Origin of the sequence: Cytobacillus gottheilii, assembly GCF_018582665.1 — a bacterium.
In the GTDB taxonomy this organism is placed as follows: Bacteria; Bacillota; Bacilli; order Bacillales; family Cytobacillaceae; genus Cytobacillus; species Cytobacillus gottheilii.
The window spans coordinates 4,136,266-4,156,434 of the sequence record NZ_CP071709.1 but is presented as its reverse complement, the minus strand read 5'-3'; the positions used below and the strand labels follow the sequence as shown (position 1 = coordinate 4,156,434).

Genomic DNA, 20,169 nt, shown 5'->3' with positions numbered 1-20,169 from the left:
GAACAAAAAACCTCACCGTTTTAAAGGTGAGGCCAGAACTTTGCATTTCTAAGTAGTAATGATAATGCTCAATTAGAGTTTGGTTCAGTTTCTTATTGGTTACTCTCCAATAAGAAGTAAATCAGCGGAAACATTTCCTGCTGCATCAGTCACAAATAGGTGAGAAGTAGTCTGTGAAAGCAAGAATCTTACTTGATTTGCATAAACATCATCAGCATCTAGACCAGGGTTTAGAAAAACAATGGAGATAGAGTTATCAATTCCCGCTTTTAATCTTAGTTCATAAAAAGTGCCATCGTTTCGCATAAATGAATAATTATAAGCCTGGTAATGATCATCGAAAGTTCTACTAAATAATGAAGTAGTATTTTCTTTGGTATCACCCGGATTTACCCATGTATAAATGCCTTTTCCAGTTGCTAAGTCAGTAATATGAATATCATTTTTAGCACCGTCTGGAGATACATACTGCAGTCTAAATCCATTAACCTTCTCATCAAAAGCAGCATTGATCTCAGCAGCTCCACCATAAGCAGGTACACTCACAGATATTGCATTCGTTAAACTTGGTGCTTTTTTATCGCTATTCTCGCTTTATACCGCAAGGCCTTATCACGAGCCTTCACCGGACAGGCGACTTTCATCGCATACGGCGATCCGTCAACATTAGTTCTATTTACTTAATTCCCCTAATTTCATTATAAATATTTTAGGAGGAATGTCACTAAAATTATTGTAGTGGGAGCAGGGGACAGGGTCTTTTAAACCCGGTAATATTAACAATCCCATTAATCTGCAAAAAAAATAAACCTACTTAAATTGTGGGTTTATTTTTGTATTAACATTGTTAACTAAAAGCCTCACGGATATAATCCCTCCGTGTAGGCTTTTAGTTTTTATTAATATCAAACTTATTTGCTGCCCAGCGATTTCAAAAGCTCCTGCAATAACAAGCTAAAGCTTGATAAATGCTCCTGCACTCTTCCTGGGAATGCACTCTCAATAAATTCTAATGTGTCGTTTTTCGTATGGAAGATAGCTCCATGTTCAACCGTTTGAACATATCCATCTTTGTCACCAAGTGCCCAATTAGTTGCTTCAAAATACCCATAAGGAATCCCTTTAGCTTTAAATGGAGCATGGTCACTCCAATCACCAGTAGTACCAGCTGGATATGCAGGATTTTCTCCTGGGTTTGTGCCGATATTAAGGTCTTTCTCAGCAACAATTTCTAAAGCCAGGTCACGAATAAATCCAGAGTCGCCTGCTCCGCCATACACATACATATGGTCACCTGCTGCAAGACTATCCAAATTGATCATTCCAACTGTATTGCTGATTTCAGATTCATCCATTTGATTTGCATAGTATTTAGAGCCCTGAAGTCCAACTTCTTCAGCACCAAAAGATACAAATCTAATGGAATAAGGAGTTTCAATATCTTTAAGTGCTTTTGCTGCTTCCAATAAAACACCTACTCCGGAAGCATTATCGTCGATTCCTTTTCCAGCTGACACTGCATCGTAATGAGCTCCTACAATGATTTCCTTAGAGGATTTCCCTTGTTTAAACCCAATCACATTTGCAGAGTTAATAGTTGTGCCGCCTCTTGTAAAGCTGAAAGGCTGAACACTTGTCTCTAAACCAATCTTTTCAAATTCACTCTTAATATAACTTTCCGCCGCTCTTTCATCTTCAGTACCCGCAACTCTTGAACCAAAGGCATTTAATTGTTTTAAATGTTCATAAGCAATTTCTCCATAAACAATCTCACTATTCTCGTCTTATACCATGATCACACGGCTTTCGCACCGAGCCTTCACCGTACAGGCAGCTTTCACTGCATACGGCGATCCGCCAACAATCGTATCTTTATATTTCCCCAAACACATTATATATCATAAATTCGAATGTATAAATATAAAAGATTGAAAATTTTAATTTATTTTAGTGTTGTGAGTTTGAAAATGGGTTTTGAGGACAGGTTCCTTGAACCACTTTGTTTTATCGAAAGAGGTGTTGATCTACTTAAGTTCGTGAAATGAAAAAGGAGCCCTCATCTGAGAGCTCCTTTTTAAATAAATATTCAAGTATAACGATTAGAGAAGTGGTTTAGCTCCAATCCGGAACTACAATTACAGTAGCATCTTCATAACCAGTTGCCTTAAAATTATGCGAGCATGAGGGACAGGTTCCTCGACCCACTTGTTTTATAGACGTGGTTTTGAGGTATTCGTGATGCATGAAAAAAGAGAGCTCCCAACCGGGAACTCTCTCATTAATCATAATAAAAATGGGTAAGGGAACCTGTCCCCATGACCCGCAAATCATTTATTTACATATAGTTTAATTTCTTTAAAATCGACAATATAGCTGCCAGCTCGTTTTTGTATTATTTTAAGGAGCGGGGTGTTTTCTCCATGTACTGTAAATGTTAAGTATCTGATGTCGGATTCTTCAGATTGAATCATTAAGGAGCTTCCAAAAAGGGAAATACTTCTCCCTAAGTTCCAAAATTCTTTTCTGACGAATAAGCAATCATACATAAGCAAATTGCTGCCAGAAATATATGTGATGCACCAGCCGATCACGCGGCCTTTGAATCTCATTACAAGGCTGTTTTTTCCAACTGACCTGTATTGAAAAGGGTACACTCTATCAGGATACCAAACATTTTTCCCTATTTCGATTTCTTCCTTTTCTTGCTTTGTAATAGTACTAATACTATCAATAGTGAAATCGGTAGTTAAATGCTCCTTGTTTAACCAACTATCCTGAGCCATTTCCTTACAAATAAGAATAAAGATATTTTGGTGATCACTCATCGACCAATTCATGTCAAGGAGTAGCTTTTCCAGATACGTTTGTTCTCCTATGTTTTTCAAGTTTGATTGAGAAATATTTGAATGAATTAGAGATAACTGTTTCTCTATACTGATCCTTTTAATTTCCTCGAACAATACTTGATAAACCGGCTCATTTCCTTCTTCTAATACATGTAGATCGCAAACTTCTGCCTCGTTTTTATCTATGAGGAGAGTACAAGAACATTTTACTGCTTTACTAGAATCCGTTACCTCAAGTAAGAGAGTTTCTTCATTATCATTTGTTTTTAAAACAGTTTGTTTAACAAATAACCTGTTGTGTTCAACCACACTTTTCAGTCCTTATAATTAGTTAACAGGATCTAATTCCATTTCTTGTGACATCAGTTTATTCCCCGCTAAATCAGTCACATCAGGATTTTCATTGTTCTCAACATATTTAAATTTTGTAATAGCTTCCTTAGAATTGAAAGATAAAGTAACATATTCATCATCTGCATCTGTATCAATCGTTCCGTCAGATCTCTCAGTGGAAAATCCATCTACAGATAACCAAAAAGGGTCATTTTCAACTTGGAAATTCCCTAGCCCAGCTTCTACTGTACTATCCTTAATATTTTCAGAAAACTTTACTTGGATTTTATTGAGATACCCAGTGGAGGAATCTCTAATTAGTTTAGCCTCAACAATCGTTGGCGGTGTTGTATCTGGTAAAACGCTATTCTCGTCTTATAACCTATCGGCCTTATAACGAGCCTTCACCGTACAGGCAACTTTCATTGCATACGGCGATCCGTCAATCTAGTACTTTTTTCTTACTTCCCCAATCTAATTATAGAACATGAACCTTAAGTTTAGTTAAAGTAGAGAAAATATTTTTGTGGGTTTTGTGGGTTTAGGGGACAGGTTCCTTGACCCATTTCTTATTCTAATGGGATGTGAGCTGTTAAAGAAAAAGCGAGCTCTCAATTGAGAACTCGCTTTAATAAATATTCAGTAGAGAACTAGTCCCTTATTGAACATTTATTGAGTAAACTGCTTTATTGCCATTGGAGGCTGTTACTTCTAGATAAACACCGCCATTTGGACCGTTTAAGCCAACTGGTTCAGTATTTCCATGAGCCATGCGCTCCCCATTTGCATCGAGCATAAAGGCTGCATACGTTTGGCTAGCTGACTCAGCTAGCGGATCAAGGTGATTAATAACATCTTCGACTGAAGTTAAATGGAGATTAACATTTCCAAAACGATCAGTTGTTACATAGTCAAATGTAACCTGGATTGTTTTGTTAACATTTTCTACTGAAAGGACAGGACCTCCCTCGACAACCTTTAAATCTGTTGTTGCTGGACCGCTATTCTCGTTTTATCCCTCACAGGTTTATGACGAGCCTTCACCGTACAAGCGGCTTTCGTCGCATACGGCGATCCGTCAAAAATAGTACTTTTTTCTTACTTCCCCAAACTTAATTATAGTGATATTTAGAAAATTAACACTGCTTAATATTTTCCATTTTTCATTGGGTTTACCTTTCCTTGCAGGGAGTGAGACTGTCCAGGTTTAATCCAAAAAAGCGAGCTCTCAATCGAGAACTCGCTTTAAAGAAATGGGTCAGGGAACCTGTCCCCATGACCCACCTTAATATATAGTTGAAATGATATTTGAGTCCCCTGCATGCTCTCCGCCAGTTACAACGATTTTAAACTCGTAATACGTGCCGGCAGTTAATTCGGAAACTCGTACTCCTGTGTTCGTCTCTGTTAGAGTTGAAGTGCCGATGTAGTTTCCGTTTGGACCATCATATACAGATACTACAACAGAGTCAGTCCAGGTTTGTCCGCCATCAATTGATTGAAGGACTTTCATGCTGCTTGCACCTGCAGCATGACTAAATCTGAAAGTTAAATACCCTTCACCTTTATAACCATTTATTGAGAAGTCTGTTATTGGTTGAGTTTGTATTTCTGCTGGTACCTCTTCATTGGATACAGGTACTTCTTCATTTACAGGAGGTGTAACTTCCTCATTATCAATCTCATTAATTATATTAGCAAACATAATTTCATTGATTTCCAGCGGCGTAAGGTCTACACCTTTATATTCTGCTTCAAGAACAGTTCTTACTTCAGGAGCTACGATTAAACCATCAAACTCCTCCCAGTGCTGTGTACGAAGAGATGTGTTGATATAATCTAATTTCGCTTTGAAATCTTGGATAAGATCTTCTTTTGCCATTAAATACATAAATTCATTAATAAACATTTCCGAATACTCTTTGCTTCCAAGAATCATTTGGAAATTAGGATCTTTCTCTTCATATTGATATAAAGTAGCAGCCAGTAATCCAAGTACAAGATCAAAGTTTTCGTCTGTTACTCCTTGCATACCAACGTTATTAAACGTCTTCGCTGTAATCGTTGTTCCCCAGCCATCATATTTACTATCTTTCTCTTCGGCAAATGCATTTAAAATAAGAGAAAGGTTTTCTACTTTTTGATCAAGTGTTGGTTCTTCAGGCATTGGGTCAATTCCTGGGATTTCAGGAACCTCAGGCTGAGGGTCAATTTCTGGCAGTTCAGGCTCAGGATCAACCTCGGGCTGTTCTGGCTTAGGCTGTTCTGGAACAGGAACTGGCTCAGGGTCTGGAGTCGGCTCAGGTTTAACCGGCTTCAAATTTTCCACTACCTTAATAAATGGCAACGTCACTTTCGCTACCGCTTCACGTGTTGCAAAATTGTTCGGACCAAATGTTCCGTTTGAATACCCATTAATAAGACCGATTTCTGTAGCATAACCAACAGCATCACGTGCAAAAGCAGAAATCATTCCTTTATCCGAAAACGGAAGCTTTGCATCATAGCCATCAACATCTTTGCCTAATGCTCTAACATATAAAACGGCCATTTGTTCACGATTTAGCTTTTCAGTACCATTAAAAGTACCATCTTTATAACCTAAAGCAATTCCAGCTTTTTTAACTGCTTCAATATGTTTATATGCATAGTGTGAAGCAGGAATATCACTAAAGGATGGAGTTGCTGGTGCTTCTTCAAGATTTAGTTTTAACGCATTAGCTAATACAATGGCAAATTGCTCACGAGAGATAGACCCAGTTGGATTAAATTTGCCTGCCCCATTTCCTTGAAGAATGCCATGCTCCTGCAATTCAAGAATCGCTGCCTTTGCATATGAACCTTCAATATCCTTAAATGGGATCGTGCCCGCAGCCTGAGAATAAGTTGGCGCAAACGCCCCGCTCAAAATAGCTGCCGATAATACGAAACTTGCTGTCTTCTTCATCAATGTTCCTCCGAATTCAATATGGATAGCAATAGGGCTATTTATATCTAATGATGTGGGTGATGGTTGTTTTGACCTAATACTATCAACTTATATATCGGAGAAAATTGGCGGGAACGGAGTGGTAAATGTTGGATTGGTTCGAGGCGTTTCGGGGCGTCACAGTGACGTCCCGAAACGCCTCGAACTTTGTCGAAAAGAGAATAGCTAAACCCTAAAGGTTTATGGGTCGGGGAACCTGTCCCCACAACCCAATGTGGATCATAGAACCTGTCCCCAAAAAACCACCCCAAAACTGGAAAAATATACTTCTATTTAATTCTTCAATTCCCCCTATAATAAAAAACAGGGGACATAAGAAAAAAGTACTACTGTTGACGGATCGCCGTATGCGGTGAAAGCCGCCTGTATGGTGAAGGCTCGTTATAAAACAGAGAGAAAGAGAATGTATAAGACGAGAATGGCTTACCTGATGTTTCAGGCACTTTAGAAATTACGCAACAAGGTAAAAATGATATTTTCGAAACCTATAAAGTTGTTTCAGGAACTAATGCTAATAAATCGGGTTCTGGAACTATCAATGTAACAACTGTTAATCCAAATACTACAGACGTAATTTCAATTCCAAACGATACAATCTATGGAATGTTTAAATCGTTTGTAAATGGATTAAACTTACCCGGATACTCTGCTTCCGAAAGTTATGATTACAACACTTCTAGGGGAACGATGATCATCACATCCTTACATGTTGGAGATCAGCCAGATCTAGATCTAACATGGTCTGAAAATGGCTGGGCGAATGAATTCCCAAGAATTATTGATACTTTTACAAAAGTTCAAGATGGTGAAAAAGGAAATCCTGAAGTTGCAAAGCTGACTTTTACAGGTTCAGACGCTGCTGCAACACTTAACATTGACTTTGGCTATACGAATGTTGATGTGGAGGTAGAAGCAGGAGATTCGAACATCACAGTTGCGAATAAAGCATTTGAAAAGATCTCAACACAAGCGATATTTGGTTATTTGCCAAGCAATAATGGCGATGGCTCTATTACGTTCACTTCTTACTTTAATAACAATATGGGCGATATGACAGTAGAAGTTAAAGTAAAAGAGTAAAACAATTGTAAACCTCACCATTTGGTGGGGTTTATTTTATTTAATAGGATAAAAACAAATTGCTGTTGTAACTTTTCCCGTTCAACTGCGTCTTAAAATATGAGGTGAACTATTTTGAAAAAATTTACTTTTGTCTCGTTCATGCTGGCAGTTCTTTTATTATCTGGTTGTGGCACAACAGACAACACGAATTCAAAATCAGATGGTTACGATGTTGAAAAAAGTCATTCAAAGTTAGATGAATACGAGGTTGTAAACACCGAGAGCGAGGTACAAGACGGCGACTTTATCTACCGCCTTGTTACGGAAAAGTCAGAGTATACAACAGATGAATCAGTAAACATTTACGCTGAACTCGAATATGTAGGGGATCAGAAAGAAGTTATGATTTACCACGCAATGTCACCGTTCTATTTTCCTATGGTTGAAAAAGTGAGAAATTATGAAATTGAATACGCTATGGCAGAACCTTTAGTCGGGACAACACTAAAAAAAGGGGAACCTCTTCGGCACGATTACACCAGAGCAGGAGGTTACTCAACGGATAAGCAAGATGACTATACGAAATTCATGAAAAGCTTCGTTGAAGATGGATTTCTTGAGGGATATTACATTCTAAATGGATCCGCAGAATTCTATACCGGGGACCTTGAAGGTGATCAAGGAGACAGAAAGGATTACAACATGGAAGGAAAGATTGACTTCAAAGTCTTCGAAGCGTCCGACGGGGCGTCACAGTGACGCCCCGAAAATCATCAGAATTTGTCGAACTAAAAAAGAGTTGGTCCATCACCAACTCTTTTTATTTCTTTTGAGTTTTTGAAATCCAATAAATGAGCGGAACAAAAACAATAAGGAACAAAGCAAATACAATTAAGAATGTTTCCGGGCCATGAAAATATAATATAAATCCTAATCCTATAGTGATTGTTGAAAGGTAAAGAAACTTCGCCATATATTCACCACTTTCTAAGAGTTCGATAGAAAATAGAGTAATGGATTAGGTGGACCTGCCCCTAACCTCGTCAGGGGTGATACTATTGGCGGAAGGTTGGGTCAAAGCCTATTCCCAAAAACCAAATGTGGATCAAAGAACCTGTCCCCAAAACCCACCCAAAATCTCATCCAAAAACCCAAAGTGGGTCAAGGAACCTGTCCCCAAAACCCACCCAAAACCCACTCATTATCCCACAAAAAAAGAGAGACAGAACCCTGTCCCTCTTCAACTCTTATAGATTACCAAGTAATTCAGAAACAACTTTAGCGGCTTGGTCGCGTTTAGCTGTTTTTAGTGGTTCGAATGTGCCTGCGCTCGTACCGTTCATGATGCCTAGTGCAGCTGCTTTTTGTACTTCTGTGTAAAGAGAAGCGCTGATTTTGGTGTTATCTTTGAATTTTAATTCTGCTGTTGGTGCTTTTTTGCCTGTTTTGTACTCGTATGCGCGTACAGCGATTGCTGCCATTTGGTCACGTGTGATTTCTTTGTTAGGCTCGAATTTAGTAGAAGATGTACCGTTGATGATGCCAGCTTCATATGCTGCGGCAATCTCGTTTTCCAGTGAACCTTTAGAATCTGTGAATGGTGCTTTTTTCGTGCTTTCCAGATCAAATGCACGTGCGATGAATGCAGTGAATTGACCGCGTGTTACGTTTGCAGAAGGTGAGAAAGTTGTTTCAGTTGTACCGTTGATAACGCCTTTTTCAGCTAGTTCTGTAATGTAATCGTATGCCCAGAAACCAGCAGGAACATCTGTAAATGTTTTGCTTCCTTCATTTCCTTCTCCATAACCTTCGCTGCTAAGAACTGTTTCGAATAAAGCAAAGCCGGAATCTTGTGTTTCAACATAAGAAATTGGAGATCCGCTTGCGATATAGTCTCTTGCTTTTGGTGAAGATTCGAAAGAAACTTTTGTGTCCTTCGCGATCGGAGCGAATGTCCAGTTGCCGTCTGCAGCTGGGTTAATTGTTTTTGTTTCAGTAATATAGTTGATGATGATCTGGCGATTTTCATCTGGAGATGCTAGAATCGTATTTTTGCTGTCAGCATTCATAATGCTGTTTGTAGAAGCACGGTAGTTGTTTGTTGCAACGATGAACTCCATGTCAGCTGTTACATCTTCGCCATTGAATTCTAAGTTTTTAATACGGTTTGCACCTTCGTTAAGAACTTTTTGACCGTTATCGTATTTTGCTGGCTCAGTCACATCAATTTCGTAAGTAACGCCATCGATAACATCAAAATTGTAAGAACGGAAATCAGCGTTTACTAAAGATTGAACCTCTGATTTGTTCGGATCGATCTGGTTGAATTGGCCAGCAGACCACTCTAACCATTCTTTTAATTCAGAACCGTTGATTTTCACTGCATACAATGTGTTTGGATATAAGTATAAATCTGCTACGTTTTTAATGGCGATTTCACCCTCTGGAAGGTCAGTGAAATACTCAACGCCGTTGCGTCCGCCTGCTTTAAATGGAGCCGCAGCTGAAAGGACAGGAATATCTTTGAATTCAGGATTTTTCTCAACCCAGTTCTCTACATACCATTTTTGAGCGTTTGAAACGATTTGTACAGATGGATCATCTTGTACTAATGAAAAATAGCTGTTAATCGGAGCCGTTGTAGTTCCAACCGCTTCACGAATATAGTTTAAAGTTGTTTCGTGTTCAGTCTTTAATAATTCATTTACAGAATCATCGTTTTGAACACCCTCGATTGACTTCAATGTTGCAGTAGAAGCTTCCTCTTGAACAACCCAATCATTGTTTTCTTGCTTCAATTCTAAATCGATAACCCCTAGGTGGTCACCAAAAGAACCTGGCATTGTGACAGGAACACCGTTGATTGTTCCTTTTGCATTGTCAATACCGTGCCCATCTGGATAATCTGCAGATGCCGGATCAGCGGCAGGGAACTTACCGTGCTCATGCCCTGTTAAAACAGCATCGATACCTTCAACATTTGTTAAGTGATAAGAAGCGTTTTCAGCAAACTCCTGATATTCAGCAGGTGCACCATTTTCGAATTCACCTAGACCAGCGTGTGAAAGAACGACAACCACATCAGCGCCTTCTTCTTTCATTTGAGGAACAAACTTTTCAGCTTCCTTCACGATATCATTTGCAATGACTTTTCCTTCTAAGTGTGCCTTATCCCAGCTCATGATCTTAGGAGCAACAAATCCAATCACACCAACTTGGATCGTTTGATCTTGACCATTAGAATCTTTCACTGTTTTATCCATAATTGTGTATGGAGTAAAATAGTTTTCATCTTGCTGATCGTGTTTATAAATATTAGCACTCAATACATCGAAATCTGCATCATTAATTGCTTCATTCAAGAAATCCAATCCATAGTTGAATTCGTGATTTCCAAGAGTCATTGCATCATAATCTAATTCGTTTAAAACCTTGATTGCAGGGTGAACCTCGCCAGGCTGTAATTCCTTGCCTGTTGCATAGTAGTCTCCAAACGGATTTCCTTGAAGAAGATCTCCATTATCCAAAAGAATAGAGTTTGGTTCTTCCTCACGTGCTTGCTTGATCAATGCTGCTGTCTTTGACAAACCAAGCGACTCACTTGGCTGATCTACGAAATAATCGTAGTTTAAGAGGTTCATATGGATATCAGACGTTTCAAGAATTCTGAGATCAATTGTCGCCTCCTCCGCAGCTTGTACTTCTGGTGTTGACGCAAATGCAGGCAAAAAGAAGCCAGCAGCTACCGTTGCACTGACTAAAGACTTTAGAACGAATGGTTTCATTCTAGATCCTCCTAATATGGGTTTTAAAAACAATACTAGTTTACCAACTTATTTCGACAGAAACAACAGAACAATGTAAATTTAAAGTTAATAAGGAAGATTCTGATACTTTTGGCATGGGTGTGGGCAGAGTTGGTCGTGTGGGTCATGGGGACAGGTTCCTTGATCCAGAATCGACAAAAAGCGAGGAACTTCGGGGCGTCACAGCGACACTCCGAAACCCATCAAAAGAAAAAACCTCACCAAAATGGTGAGGTTAAGCTTTAACTTATTTATCTATAGTGAAGTTTAATGTCACATCATTATAGCCGTCTGCTTTAATAACAAACTCCAAAGATGTTGTACCTTCTTCAATAATCTGTTGTTGAGAAGCGAATAAATAGAAAACGATAACGTTATCTCCGGCAATATTGAACTGATCTGCTTCACCTGGATTAGGAGCAATGATATAGTCTAAGTCTCCTTGTAGAACATCACCTTGAACTTCTTCTTGATTGATGTCATTCAAATCTGTTGTAGAGATTCCATCTAGTTTAATCCCATTAGCTGTCACTTCTGTAACAGATTTAATCCAATTCTCTCCGCCATTAAAAGAGTAGATAGGAAGTGGCGTTGGAATTGATAAATCAGTAACTATATTAATAGTTGGCGCTGCTTTCAATCCGCTATTCTCGTCTTATTCTTATGTCTATCAAGTTTTATAACGAGCCTTCACCGCACGGGCAGCTTTCACTGCATACGGCGATCCGTCAAAAATAGTTCTTTTTTCTTACTTCCCCAGAAAGATTATAGTTTAAAGAGAGAGGATTGGGAAGAGGGAAATGGTGGGGTGGGTCATGGGGACAGGTTCCATAACCCAAAATCGACAAAAAGCGAGGCGTCACTGTGACGCCCCGCTAGCTCTATCCTTTACAAACTCATCGTATAATCCAAAGTCACATTATTATAACCGCTTGCCTTAATAACAAATTGTAAATGTGGCGTACCGGCATTTCTTATTTCATCAGACAGATTATCTAAATTAAAATAGATAACATTCTCCGCATTTATAATCTCTTTTGGATTAGGTGCAATGATATATTTGGAAGTTTCAGCTACATTTTTATTTACAGCTTCAAGATCCAATGTAGCGATGCCTGGCAAAATTGGTTCTCCATTTAATGTTACTTCTTCTATTGATTGAATCCAATCTGCTCCACCATCAAAAGAGTAATAAAGTAAACCCTCACCATTTACAGGTGTTATAGTTGGTGCTGCTTTTAATTCGCTATTCTCGTCTTATCCATATAAAGCAATCAAGTTTTATAACGAGCCTTCACCGCACGGGCAGCTTTCACTGCATACGGCGATCCGTCAAAACTAGTTCTTTCTTCTTATATCCCCGAAATGATTATAGTTTATAAAGTTTGGATTGGGAAGAGGGAAATGGTGGGTTATGGGGACAGGTTCTTCGAACCACATTCGACAATATGAGAGTTTTTTCGGGGCGTCACTGTGACGCCCCAAAAAGCCCCAAAGCAGGAACTCCCATATACGCTGTAGAACTTATAAAAAAGGCTTACTCGGCTCACACCCACAAATATTTGAAAGTTGTGACCCCACATTCCATTTACCCACTGACAACCTTAAGTTTATCCTCTCTACGAAAACCCAGATCCATCAACAATGTAATCACTGTAATCCATTCACCTCAAAATACCGCTTTATAAAATAATTTCCGATCCGCCAAAAAGGCACCCAAAAACAAAACAAATCCATGCAGCAAGCCCCCAACCTTGCCGCCAAACTAGGAGGACACCCCCATGCCAAGACTCCCCCGCAAAAAAAGCAAAACCGGAATCTACCATATCATTATCCGAGGAGTAAACCGCCAGCTGATCTTTGAGGATAACGAAGACAAAACAACCTTCTTGGGCATTCTCCTCAGATTCATCAAAGCATACAAACTCGAGCTGTACTGCTACTGCCTAATGGACAATCACGTCCACCTATTAGTAAAAGAAAAAGACGATCCAGTATCTCAAATTGTAAAAAGGATCAGCGCCAGCTATGTCCACTGGTACAACAAAAAGTACGAACGCTGCGGACACCTATTCCAAGAACGATTCAAAAGCGAGCCCGTAGAAAATAGAGACTACTTCATGAGAGTGATTCGCTACATTCATCAAAATCCCCTAAAAGCAGGCTTAGCCCAGTCCGTTTTCGAATGCGAATGGACAAGCATCCACGAATACACCAAAAAAGAACAGCTTATCAATACTGCCCGCGTGTTTAACTTGTTTTCCAAAAAACGTACCGAAGCCATCTCACTATTCAATGAATACATGCAGCAGAGCAGCGAAGACAACTGCCTCGAAGACTACGTCAAAAAACTCATCCCCGACAGCGAAGTAATCAGCATCCTAAAAGAATGGGGCTACCCCAATGTCCCCATCCTGCAGCGATTGGAAAAAGAAAATCGCAACAGCATCCTCGCAAAACTCAAAACATTAGACGGCGTAACAATCCAGCAAATATCAAGAGTCACCGGGATCTCGAAAAGTGTGATACAGCGAGCATAGGGACAGGTTCCTCGACCCACAATGGGTCAAGGAACCTGTCCCCATAAACCCACTTGCCCCCAACAAAAATATCTATATAATAAAACAAGGGGATATAAGAAAAAAGTACTACGTTGATCGATCGCCGTATGCGATGAAAATCGCTTGTCCGGTGAAGGCTCGTCATAAAAACCACTAGGTATAAAACGAGAATAGCATTCCAACAGAAATCTCAAGCAATACACATCCAGTACCACAGGCACCAATGGAAGGGTACCATCGGTCAACAGGCTATGATAACGGGGTCTCATACTATGACACCAAAGGTTTCACCTGGAACGGTCATACGTACTGGCCTTATGATGACAACAACAATTACCACAAACTCATCGTCATTGCTTACGATTCGAACGGAGTAGAAAAGAAACGTTTCCATTTTGATGGCTACCGTTATGTAAGTGCAATCGAAGTGGATGAAGAAAACGAAAAAGTCATCTTTACAACCCAAGGAGATACCTTCTCAGTAAATTGGGAAGACCTAATGATTGACTAAGACAAACAAAAAGGAGAGGGGCACAAGTTCTGCTCCTCTCCTAACTATTTCGCTTCACTATATTCCTCACCAAATAACGAAGACCCTCCTCAAACTTCATTTTCTTCTTCGAATCCGCTAAAATACTCTCTACATGACTCACTCCAATAAAAAATCGCAAATCCTTATCTGATAAAAACAACTCCATATGGTCTAAAAATAAAAGATTGCCCCTATATGAAAGCAATAATGGTATATTAAAAAAATCCACTAACGATAAGACAAAGGAGGTTGGACCGAGGATCCTGTCCCCATCACCAATGAAAAAATACAAACTAAAAAACAACTTCAAAGGCCTAAAAAAAGGCACCTATTTCTACTTAATAGCCGAATCCGAATTCATCGGCATCAAAGAATACGTCCTTCGGCCAATCGACTTATCCACCAGAATTGCCCTAAGCGAAAAAGAGCTAGAAAAAAACTTCGTCTTATTAGATCGTTTCCGACAATAAAAAAACACCTCAAATGGTCAGGCTGCCCAACCATTCGAGGTGTTCTTTATCTGAGTGAAAAATGGGTCAAGGAACCTGTCCCCATAACCCAAACCCAATCCATATCACTCCCCAACAAAAAAACCATTCACAAACTCACTCCAAACCCGCGCACCTTCCTCATTCGGCAGGTTCTCATCCGTCAAGTAGCCAAGCAGTTCATCCTCCTGCGTTCCCGGCCACGCTGACCAGTGATCCAAATACACAATCTCCCGCTCATTCGCAAACTGCTCCAAGGCATCCAACTGTGTAAGATAATAGCCAGCCTGATAAATAGGCTGCGATGGCTGCAGCATAAACACCGTATCCGGATGCTCAGCTTGAACAGCATCCATCCAATTAGATATATGAAGCAGCGAATCTTCAATTCGAATCACACCATTATCCGCAAGTGTGAATGGCTCCAGCAAAACAAGATCCGCATTTAAATCATTCAACTCTGCCACTTTGTTCTCATTCGTATAATCTGCCGTAGTTCCATCAAACCCCTGCAAACTAACACTCACAACTTCCTCGCCATATGCTTCTTCAATCGCAGCCTTGGATAATGATGCCCAGCTATCTAAAGCATTTGACCCGACAAAAGCCATCTTAAAAGGAACACCTTCAGCAATACTCTCTTCTAATTGTAATCGAGCTTCCTCCGGCCAATTCTTCGCCAGCTGCAGAATTGCCTCCGTATCCCCAGTAGAATCTGCTTCCTCCTCAACAGGTGCGTCACTTTCAGCCACCGAAGCTCCACCACTGCTGCTCTCAACATCCTCCACCGAAACAGCCGTCTCTTCCTTCCAATGCATATTCCCTAAAAAAAGAACCACCGCACACCCAACGGCAAGTATAGTTAATAAAAAGTTCTTCATTAAAAACTCCTCCTATAATCAAAGCTGGGTCGAGGAACCTGTCCCCCCAACCCACTTCCTCCTATAATCAACGAGTGGATCGAGGAACTATCCTCACGACCCACCCACAATCGCATCCAAAACCTACCTAATCAACCAACCAGCATCCAAAAAACCACACCGAAAGACCTGCTCGCATACCAACCGAACCCAACTTTCTTAGTAAATTACTTCCATTATGCTATTTAGACTATCATTTGCTTACAAAGTATTGTTAAATAAAAAAGTGTTAAGTGTTTCAACGTTACATTTTCATTCAAATTATGACAATAAATCACAATATTAGCAATATATTATGGTATAATACTTTATGTTTTAGCACTTTACCGAACTAGGAGGATAAGATGGAAGAAACGATTAGTTTAAAAGAACTATTTCAAACGTTAAAAAAGAGAATGGCTCTTATCATAATTATTACTTTAGTAGCAGTGATGGCAAGTGGTGCCGTTAGTTACTTTGTTTTAACCCCGGTTTACCAATCATCAACACAAATTCTCGTGAATCAGACAGCAGAAGAGGGTCAATACAGCACAAATGAAGTGCAAACGAATCTACAGTTGATTAACACGTATAACATCATTATAAAAAGTCCCGTAATTCTTGAAAAAGTAATCGATGAATTAAATCTTAATATGTCAGCAAGTCAATTGAATGCAAAATTAACCGTTCAAAACGAGCAAAACTCTCAAGTTGTGAACCTTTCTGTTCAAGATGAAAATGCAGCAACAGCAGCAGAAATTGCCAATACAACAGCAGAAGTGTTCCGAAACGAAATTGCAACGATCATGAGCATAGACGTCAATGACGTAACGATTCTATCTCCTGCTGTAGTGACGGAGAACCAGTCACCAATCAAACCACAGCCGCTATTAAACATTGCAATCGCCTTAGTAGTCGGAGCAATGGCTGGTGTCGGACTAGCATTCCTTCTAGAGTACATGGACAACACAGTCAAAACGGAGCAGGATATTGAAAAAATCGCTGAACTTCCAGTCATCGGTGTCATCGCAACGATTGACAATACTGCTGAAACAGCAAGCCGCGCAGAGCGAACTACACGATTAAGAGGTGAATCAATTGGCTCTTAAGAAAAAAGATAAAAAGCAATTAATGAATAGTAAGCGAAAGCTCATCACAAAAAATGATCCGAAATCACCAATTGCGGAGCAATACCGTACCATTCGTACAAATATTCAATTCTCAGCAATCGACCAAGAAATTCGTACCATTCTTGTCACATCTTCAGGTCCTGGAGAAGGAAAATCGACAACAGTGGCGAATCTGGCAGTCGTTTTTGCACAGCAAGGAAAGAGAGTTCTTCTTGTTGACGCGGACTTGAGAAAGCCAACCGTACACTATACATTTAACACATTAAACACAACAGGTTTAACCAATGTCCTGACCAATCAGATGTCATTAATGGAAGCTGTTAAAGCAAATGAAGAGAAGAATCTCTTCATTCTTCCAAGCGGACCAATCCCGCCAAATCCATCTGAATTGCTTGGATCAAGGGCGATGACACGCGTAATGGAAGAAGCATTAAACGAATTCGATATCATCCTGTTTGACACTCCGCCAGTACTAGCGGTAACAGATGCACAAATCCTCGCTAACAAATGTGAAGGAACAATCATAGTGGTCGGAAGCGGGAAGACGGAAAAAGAACAGCTTCTCAAATCAAAAGAGATGCTGACAGCGGCGCAAGCAAAGATTTTAGGTGTTGTCTTAAACAACAAAAAGATGAAAGATACCGATAATTATTATTATTATGGTGCAAACTGACATTTTTCGACAAAATAAATCCTTTACCACATAAAAGTATGGTGGTACTATGACAATAGCTTTTTAAATCTGGGAATTTAGTGGGAGAGAAGGTGAAGAGATTGATAGATATTCATAGTCATATCTTATCAGGTGTAGATGACGGTGCCCAAACAATAGAAGATAGTCTGGCAATGGCAAGAGCTGCTGTTCAGGAAGGCATTCGCACCATCATTGCCACTCCCCACTTAAATGCATCCTATCAGAATTATAAGGATGATATCAAAGCGAGTGTAGAGCAGCTGCAAGATCGTCTTAACAAGGAACAAATCCCGCTGAACGTTCTGCCAGGCCAGGAGGTCAGAATTTACGGGGAACTTCTAGAAGATTTGCAGAATGGCAAAATCTTATCTTTAAATCACACACAATACCTTTTTATTGAATTGCCTTCAAATCATGTTCCTAGGTACACCGAGAGACTATTATACGACATTCAGTTGCAGGAACTCACTCCGATCATTGTCCATCCAGAACGAAACAAGCAGCTTCTGGAGCAGCCGGACCTGTTATACCAATTTGTAAAGAATGGGGCGCTTACACAAGTAACAGCTTCAAGTCTTAACGGACATTTTGGTAAGAACATACAAAAATTCACAAACCAATTACTTGATGCGAACTTAACGCATTTTATAGCATCTGATGCCCATAACACGATCAACCGTAATTTCCAGATGGCAGACGCCTTTGCGGAAATACAGTCACAATATGGTTCAGATCTGGTCTATCTGTTAACGGAAAATGCCCAGCTGCTTTTAAATGGGCAAAACGTCTACAAAGAAATACCAGAAAAGGTCAAAAGAAAGAAGTTATTTGGAATCTTCTAAGCGCTTACTTTCCAACATGATCACAGTAATAAGTATCTAATGAAATACGCGACAACGTTCTCGTTAGATACTTCTTTTTTCTACTAAAAAATAGGTCGAAAAGCATATGAATTCCCAAAATTTTCTCTTGCTTTTTAGGAACTGGGGGCTTAAGAGTTGACGTACCAAAAAAGAATGGCTCTATTAATCATGCTCGATTCATTAATCGTTTTATCCGCTATTTATGTAAGCTACCTGACCCTGCACCCGACACTGAAAATATTCACTCTTGAAACATTGCTTGTTTCATCGATTACTTTACTGCTTAGCCATCATATTTTTGCTTCTGTTTATCGACTGTATAGTAAGGCGTGGGAGTATGCAAGTGTAGGAGAGCTGATGGTCATAGTTAAAGCGGTCAGCTTATCCATCTTAATGACCGCCATTGTGCAGCAATTCGCATTCCAGGATATTTACTTCCGTGCGTTAATGCTGGCATGGATGATGCATGTACTCCTGATCGGAGGATCACGCTTTTCCTGGCGCATGTATCGCGATCGTATCATCAAACCAGAGATCGAACCTGAGCGAGCGCTCATTATCGGTGCTGGTGCTGCCGGAACCATGCTGGCGCGTCAGCTGCTGAATAATCCTGATGCGGGGATGAAACCAGTTGCGTTTATCGATGATGATCGTTCAAAATACCGTCTTCAAATCCACGGCGTTCCAGTTGTGGGCAATAGTGAAGCGATCAAAGAAACAGTGGACAAATTAGATGTACAAAAAATTATTATCGCTATACCATCACTAAACAAAATAGAAATGCAGCGTATCTTCGAGAAATGCGTTGGCTTAAAGGCCAAAACCGTGATCATGCCAATGATTGAAGACGTCATGCTAGGCAAAGTATCCGTTAATCAATTCCGCGATGTACAAGTAGAGGACTTACTTGGTCGCGATCCAGTCGTTCTTAATACCGAAAGTATTTCGAAAAAACTGACCGGTAAAACGATCATGATCACAGGTGCAGGCGGTTCGATCGGTTCAGAAATCTGCCGTCAAGTATACAAATTCAAACCGAAAAAGATGATTCTGCTTGGACACGGAGAAAACTCCATCTATACGATTGATATGGAGCTGCGGAACTTAAAGAAAAATGACATTGAAATTGTACCTGTTATTGCCGATGTGCAAGACCGTGACCGCATCTTTGAAGTAATGGAGACACATAGTCCAGATGTAGTCTACCATGCGGCAGCACACAAACATGTTCCGCTTATGGAATACAATCCAAAAGAAGCAGTTAAAAACAATGTACTTGGCACGAAAAATGTTGCTGAAGCAGCAGATACGTTCTCTGTTGGCACATTCGTCCTTGTTTCAACTGACAAAGCCGTGAATCCAACGAACGTGATGGGCTCGACGAAACGGATTGCCGAAATGGTCATTCAAGAGCTGGACAAGCATAGTGCAACCAAATATGTCGCTGTTCGATTCGGAAATGTTCTTGGCAGCCGCGGCAGTGTCATCCCGCTGTTCAAAAAGCAAATTCAAGCGGGTGGCCCAGTAACCGTCACACATCCAGAGATGACCAGATACTTCATGACCATCCCAGAAGCATCTAGACTTGTCATGCAGGCAGGGGCTCTTGCAGGTGGCGGCGAAATCTTTGTATTGGATATGGGTGAACCCGTCAAGATTGTCGACCTAGCCAAAAACTTAATCCAACTCTCCGGCTATACGATAGAAGAAATCGGAATCAAATACTCTGGAATACGGCCAGGAGAAAAAATGTTTGAAGAACTGCTTGGTGCCAACGAAGTACACCCAGAAGCTATATACCCAAAAATCTTTATTGGCAAAACCGCTAATTTATATGTAGATGAAGTAAGAGAACTCATTAATAATCTGAATATGAACGATGCAGAACTAAGCAAAACTGTACTTGATATTGCCAATAACAGAGTAAAAGCCAAGGAAGCAGTACTAGTAGCTAACTAAGGAGGGC

The 20,169-nt window shown here is 40.0% G+C and carries 18 protein-coding genes; 9 read left to right on the top strand and 9 right to left on the bottom strand.

The window, feature by feature from the left end; translation table 11 throughout:
- Positions 1-99 precede the first annotated feature (99 nt).
- The 3 genes from J1899_RS20585 to J1899_RS20575 all read right to left on the bottom strand — a co-directional run bounded on the left by J1899_RS20585 (position 100) and on the right by J1899_RS20575 (position 3,155).
- Entirely contained in the window at positions 100-546 is a 447-nt protein-coding gene (locus J1899_RS20585) for a hypothetical protein (protein WP_214476400.1), read from the bottom strand.
- A 365-nt stretch (positions 547-911) separates the two neighbouring features.
- A complete protein-coding gene (locus tag J1899_RS20580) occupies positions 912-1,580 on the bottom strand; it encodes a M20/M25/M40 family metallo-hydrolase (RefSeq protein ID WP_246586538.1) in 669 nt (222 codons plus the stop codon).
- A gap of 747 nt (positions 1,581-2,327) precedes the next feature.
- Positions 2,328-3,155: a hypothetical protein gene (locus J1899_RS20575; protein WP_214476398.1), complete on the bottom strand. Its 828-nt coding sequence runs from the start codon at positions 3,153-3,155 to the stop codon at positions 2,328-2,330.
- Between the two features lie 94 nt (positions 3,156-3,249).
- Between J1899_RS20575 and J1899_RS20570 the strand changes: the two genes are divergently transcribed.
- A complete protein-coding gene (locus J1899_RS20570) occupies positions 3,250-3,576 on the top strand; it encodes a hypothetical protein (RefSeq protein ID WP_156495668.1) in 327 nt (108 codons plus the stop codon).
- An 888-nt stretch (positions 3,577-4,464) separates the two neighbouring features.
- Here J1899_RS20570 and J1899_RS20565 read toward each other — a convergent pair.
- A complete protein-coding gene (locus J1899_RS20565) occupies positions 4,465-6,126 on the bottom strand; it encodes an S-layer homology domain-containing protein (RefSeq protein WP_214476396.1) in 1,662 nt (553 codons plus the stop codon).
- Between the two features lie 729 nt (positions 6,127-6,855).
- Here J1899_RS20565 and J1899_RS20560 point away from each other — a divergent pair.
- Positions 6,856-7,248, top strand: coding sequence for a hypothetical protein (locus J1899_RS20560; protein WP_214476394.1), 393 nt, complete (start codon positions 6,856-6,858; stop codon positions 7,246-7,248).
- 114 nt (positions 7,249-7,362) lie between these two features.
- The gene (locus J1899_RS20555; protein WP_214476392.1) at positions 7,363-7,989 is read left to right on the top strand and encodes a hypothetical protein; all 627 of its coding nucleotides are present in this window, start codon (positions 7,363-7,365) and stop codon (positions 7,987-7,989) included.
- Positions 7,990-8,050: 61 nt separating this feature from the next.
- Here the strand turns inward: J1899_RS20555 and J1899_RS20550 are convergent, their stop codons facing one another.
- The 4 genes from J1899_RS20550 to J1899_RS20535 form a co-directional block, all read right to left on the bottom strand.
- The gene (locus J1899_RS20550) at positions 8,051-8,203 is read right to left on the bottom strand and encodes a hypothetical protein (protein ID WP_214476390.1); all 153 of its coding nucleotides are present in this window, start codon (positions 8,201-8,203) and stop codon (positions 8,051-8,053) included.
- A 274-nt stretch (positions 8,204-8,477) separates the two neighbouring features.
- On the bottom strand, positions 8,478-11,015 hold the full coding sequence (locus J1899_RS20545) for a bifunctional 2',3'-cyclic-nucleotide 2'-phosphodiesterase/3'-nucleotidase (protein ID WP_214476388.1): 2,538 nt from the start codon (positions 11,013-11,015) through the stop codon (positions 8,478-8,480).
- A gap of 268 nt (positions 11,016-11,283) precedes the next feature.
- Positions 11,284-11,676 carry a hypothetical protein gene (locus J1899_RS20540; RefSeq protein ID WP_214476386.1) on the bottom strand — a complete coding sequence of 131 codons (393 nt, stop codon included), beginning with the start codon at positions 11,674-11,676 and terminating at the stop codon, positions 11,284-11,286.
- 248 nt (positions 11,677-11,924) lie between these two features.
- Positions 11,925-12,158, bottom strand: a complete 234-nt coding sequence (locus J1899_RS20535; protein ID WP_214476385.1) for a hypothetical protein — start codon at positions 12,156-12,158, stop codon at positions 11,925-11,927.
- Between the two features lie 659 nt (positions 12,159-12,817).
- Between J1899_RS20535 and J1899_RS20530 the strand changes: the two genes are divergently transcribed.
- Together J1899_RS20530 and J1899_RS20525 are read left to right on the top strand one after the other, a co-directional pair.
- The gene (locus tag J1899_RS20530; protein WP_214476382.1) at positions 12,818-13,576 is read left to right on the top strand and encodes a transposase; all 759 of its coding nucleotides are present in this window, start codon (positions 12,818-12,820) and stop codon (positions 13,574-13,576) included.
- Positions 13,577-13,820: 244 nt separating this feature from the next.
- Positions 13,821-14,108, top strand: coding sequence for a hypothetical protein (locus tag J1899_RS20525; RefSeq protein ID WP_214476380.1), 288 nt, complete (start codon positions 13,821-13,823; stop codon positions 14,106-14,108).
- Positions 14,109-14,703: 595 nt separating this feature from the next.
- Here J1899_RS20525 and J1899_RS20520 read toward each other — a convergent pair.
- Positions 14,704-15,498: an SGNH/GDSL hydrolase family protein gene (locus tag J1899_RS20520; RefSeq protein ID WP_214476378.1), complete on the bottom strand. Its 795-nt coding sequence runs from the start codon at positions 15,496-15,498 to the stop codon at positions 14,704-14,706.
- Positions 15,499-15,881: 383 nt separating this feature from the next.
- Here J1899_RS20520 and J1899_RS20515 point away from each other — a divergent pair, with 383 nt between their 5' ends.
- The 4 genes from J1899_RS20515 to J1899_RS20500 all read left to right on the top strand — a co-directional run bounded on the left by J1899_RS20515 (position 15,882) and on the right by J1899_RS20500 (position 20,162).
- Positions 15,882-16,625 carry a YveK family protein gene (locus J1899_RS20515; protein WP_214476377.1) on the top strand — a complete coding sequence of 248 codons (744 nt, stop codon included), beginning with the start codon at positions 15,882-15,884 and terminating at the stop codon, positions 16,623-16,625.
- Positions 16,615-17,319: a CpsD/CapB family tyrosine-protein kinase gene (locus tag J1899_RS20510; protein WP_425514987.1), complete on the top strand. Its 705-nt coding sequence runs from the start codon at positions 16,615-16,617 to the stop codon at positions 17,317-17,319. Before J1899_RS20515 ends, J1899_RS20510 begins: the two co-directional genes overlap by 11 nt.
- Before the next feature lie 101 nt (positions 17,320-17,420).
- Entirely contained in the window at positions 17,421-18,182 is a 762-nt protein-coding gene (locus J1899_RS20505; RefSeq protein WP_214478947.1) for a tyrosine-protein phosphatase, read from the top strand.
- Positions 18,183-18,338: 156 nt separating this feature from the next.
- Positions 18,339-20,162 carry a polysaccharide biosynthesis protein gene (locus J1899_RS20500; RefSeq protein WP_281420586.1) on the top strand — a complete coding sequence of 608 codons (1,824 nt, stop codon included), beginning with the start codon at positions 18,339-18,341 and terminating at the stop codon, positions 20,160-20,162.
- Positions 20,163-20,169: the final 7 nt, after the last annotated feature.

Excerpts from the sequence above, each read along its gene's own strand:
- J1899_RS20550 (WP_214476390.1), bottom strand. The coding sequence starts at position 8,203 with ATGGCGAAGTTTCTTTACCTTTCAACAATCACTATAGGATTAGGATTT.
- J1899_RS20565 (WP_214476396.1), bottom strand. The coding sequence starts at position 6,126 with ATGAAGAAGACAGCAAGTTTCGTATTATCGGCAGCTATTTTGAGCGGG.
- J1899_RS20525 (WP_214476380.1), top strand. The coding sequence starts at position 13,821 with ATGGAAGGGTACCATCGGTCAACAGGCTATGATAACGGGGTCTCATAC.
- J1899_RS20545 (WP_214476388.1), bottom strand. The coding sequence starts at position 11,015 with ATGAAACCATTCGTTCTAAAGTCTTTAGTCAGTGCAACGGTAGCTGCT.
- J1899_RS20515 (WP_214476377.1), top strand. The coding sequence starts at position 15,882 with ATGGAAGAAACGATTAGTTTAAAAGAACTATTTCAAACGTTAAAAAAG.
- J1899_RS20560 (WP_214476394.1), top strand. The coding sequence starts at position 6,856 with ATGATCATCACATCCTTACATGTTGGAGATCAGCCAGATCTAGATCTA.
- J1899_RS20520 (WP_214476378.1), bottom strand. The coding sequence starts at position 15,498 with ATGAAGAACTTTTTATTAACTATACTTGCCGTTGGGTGTGCGGTGGTT.
- J1899_RS20530 (WP_214476382.1), top strand. The coding sequence starts at position 12,818 with ATGCCAAGACTCCCCCGCAAAAAAAGCAAAACCGGAATCTACCATATC.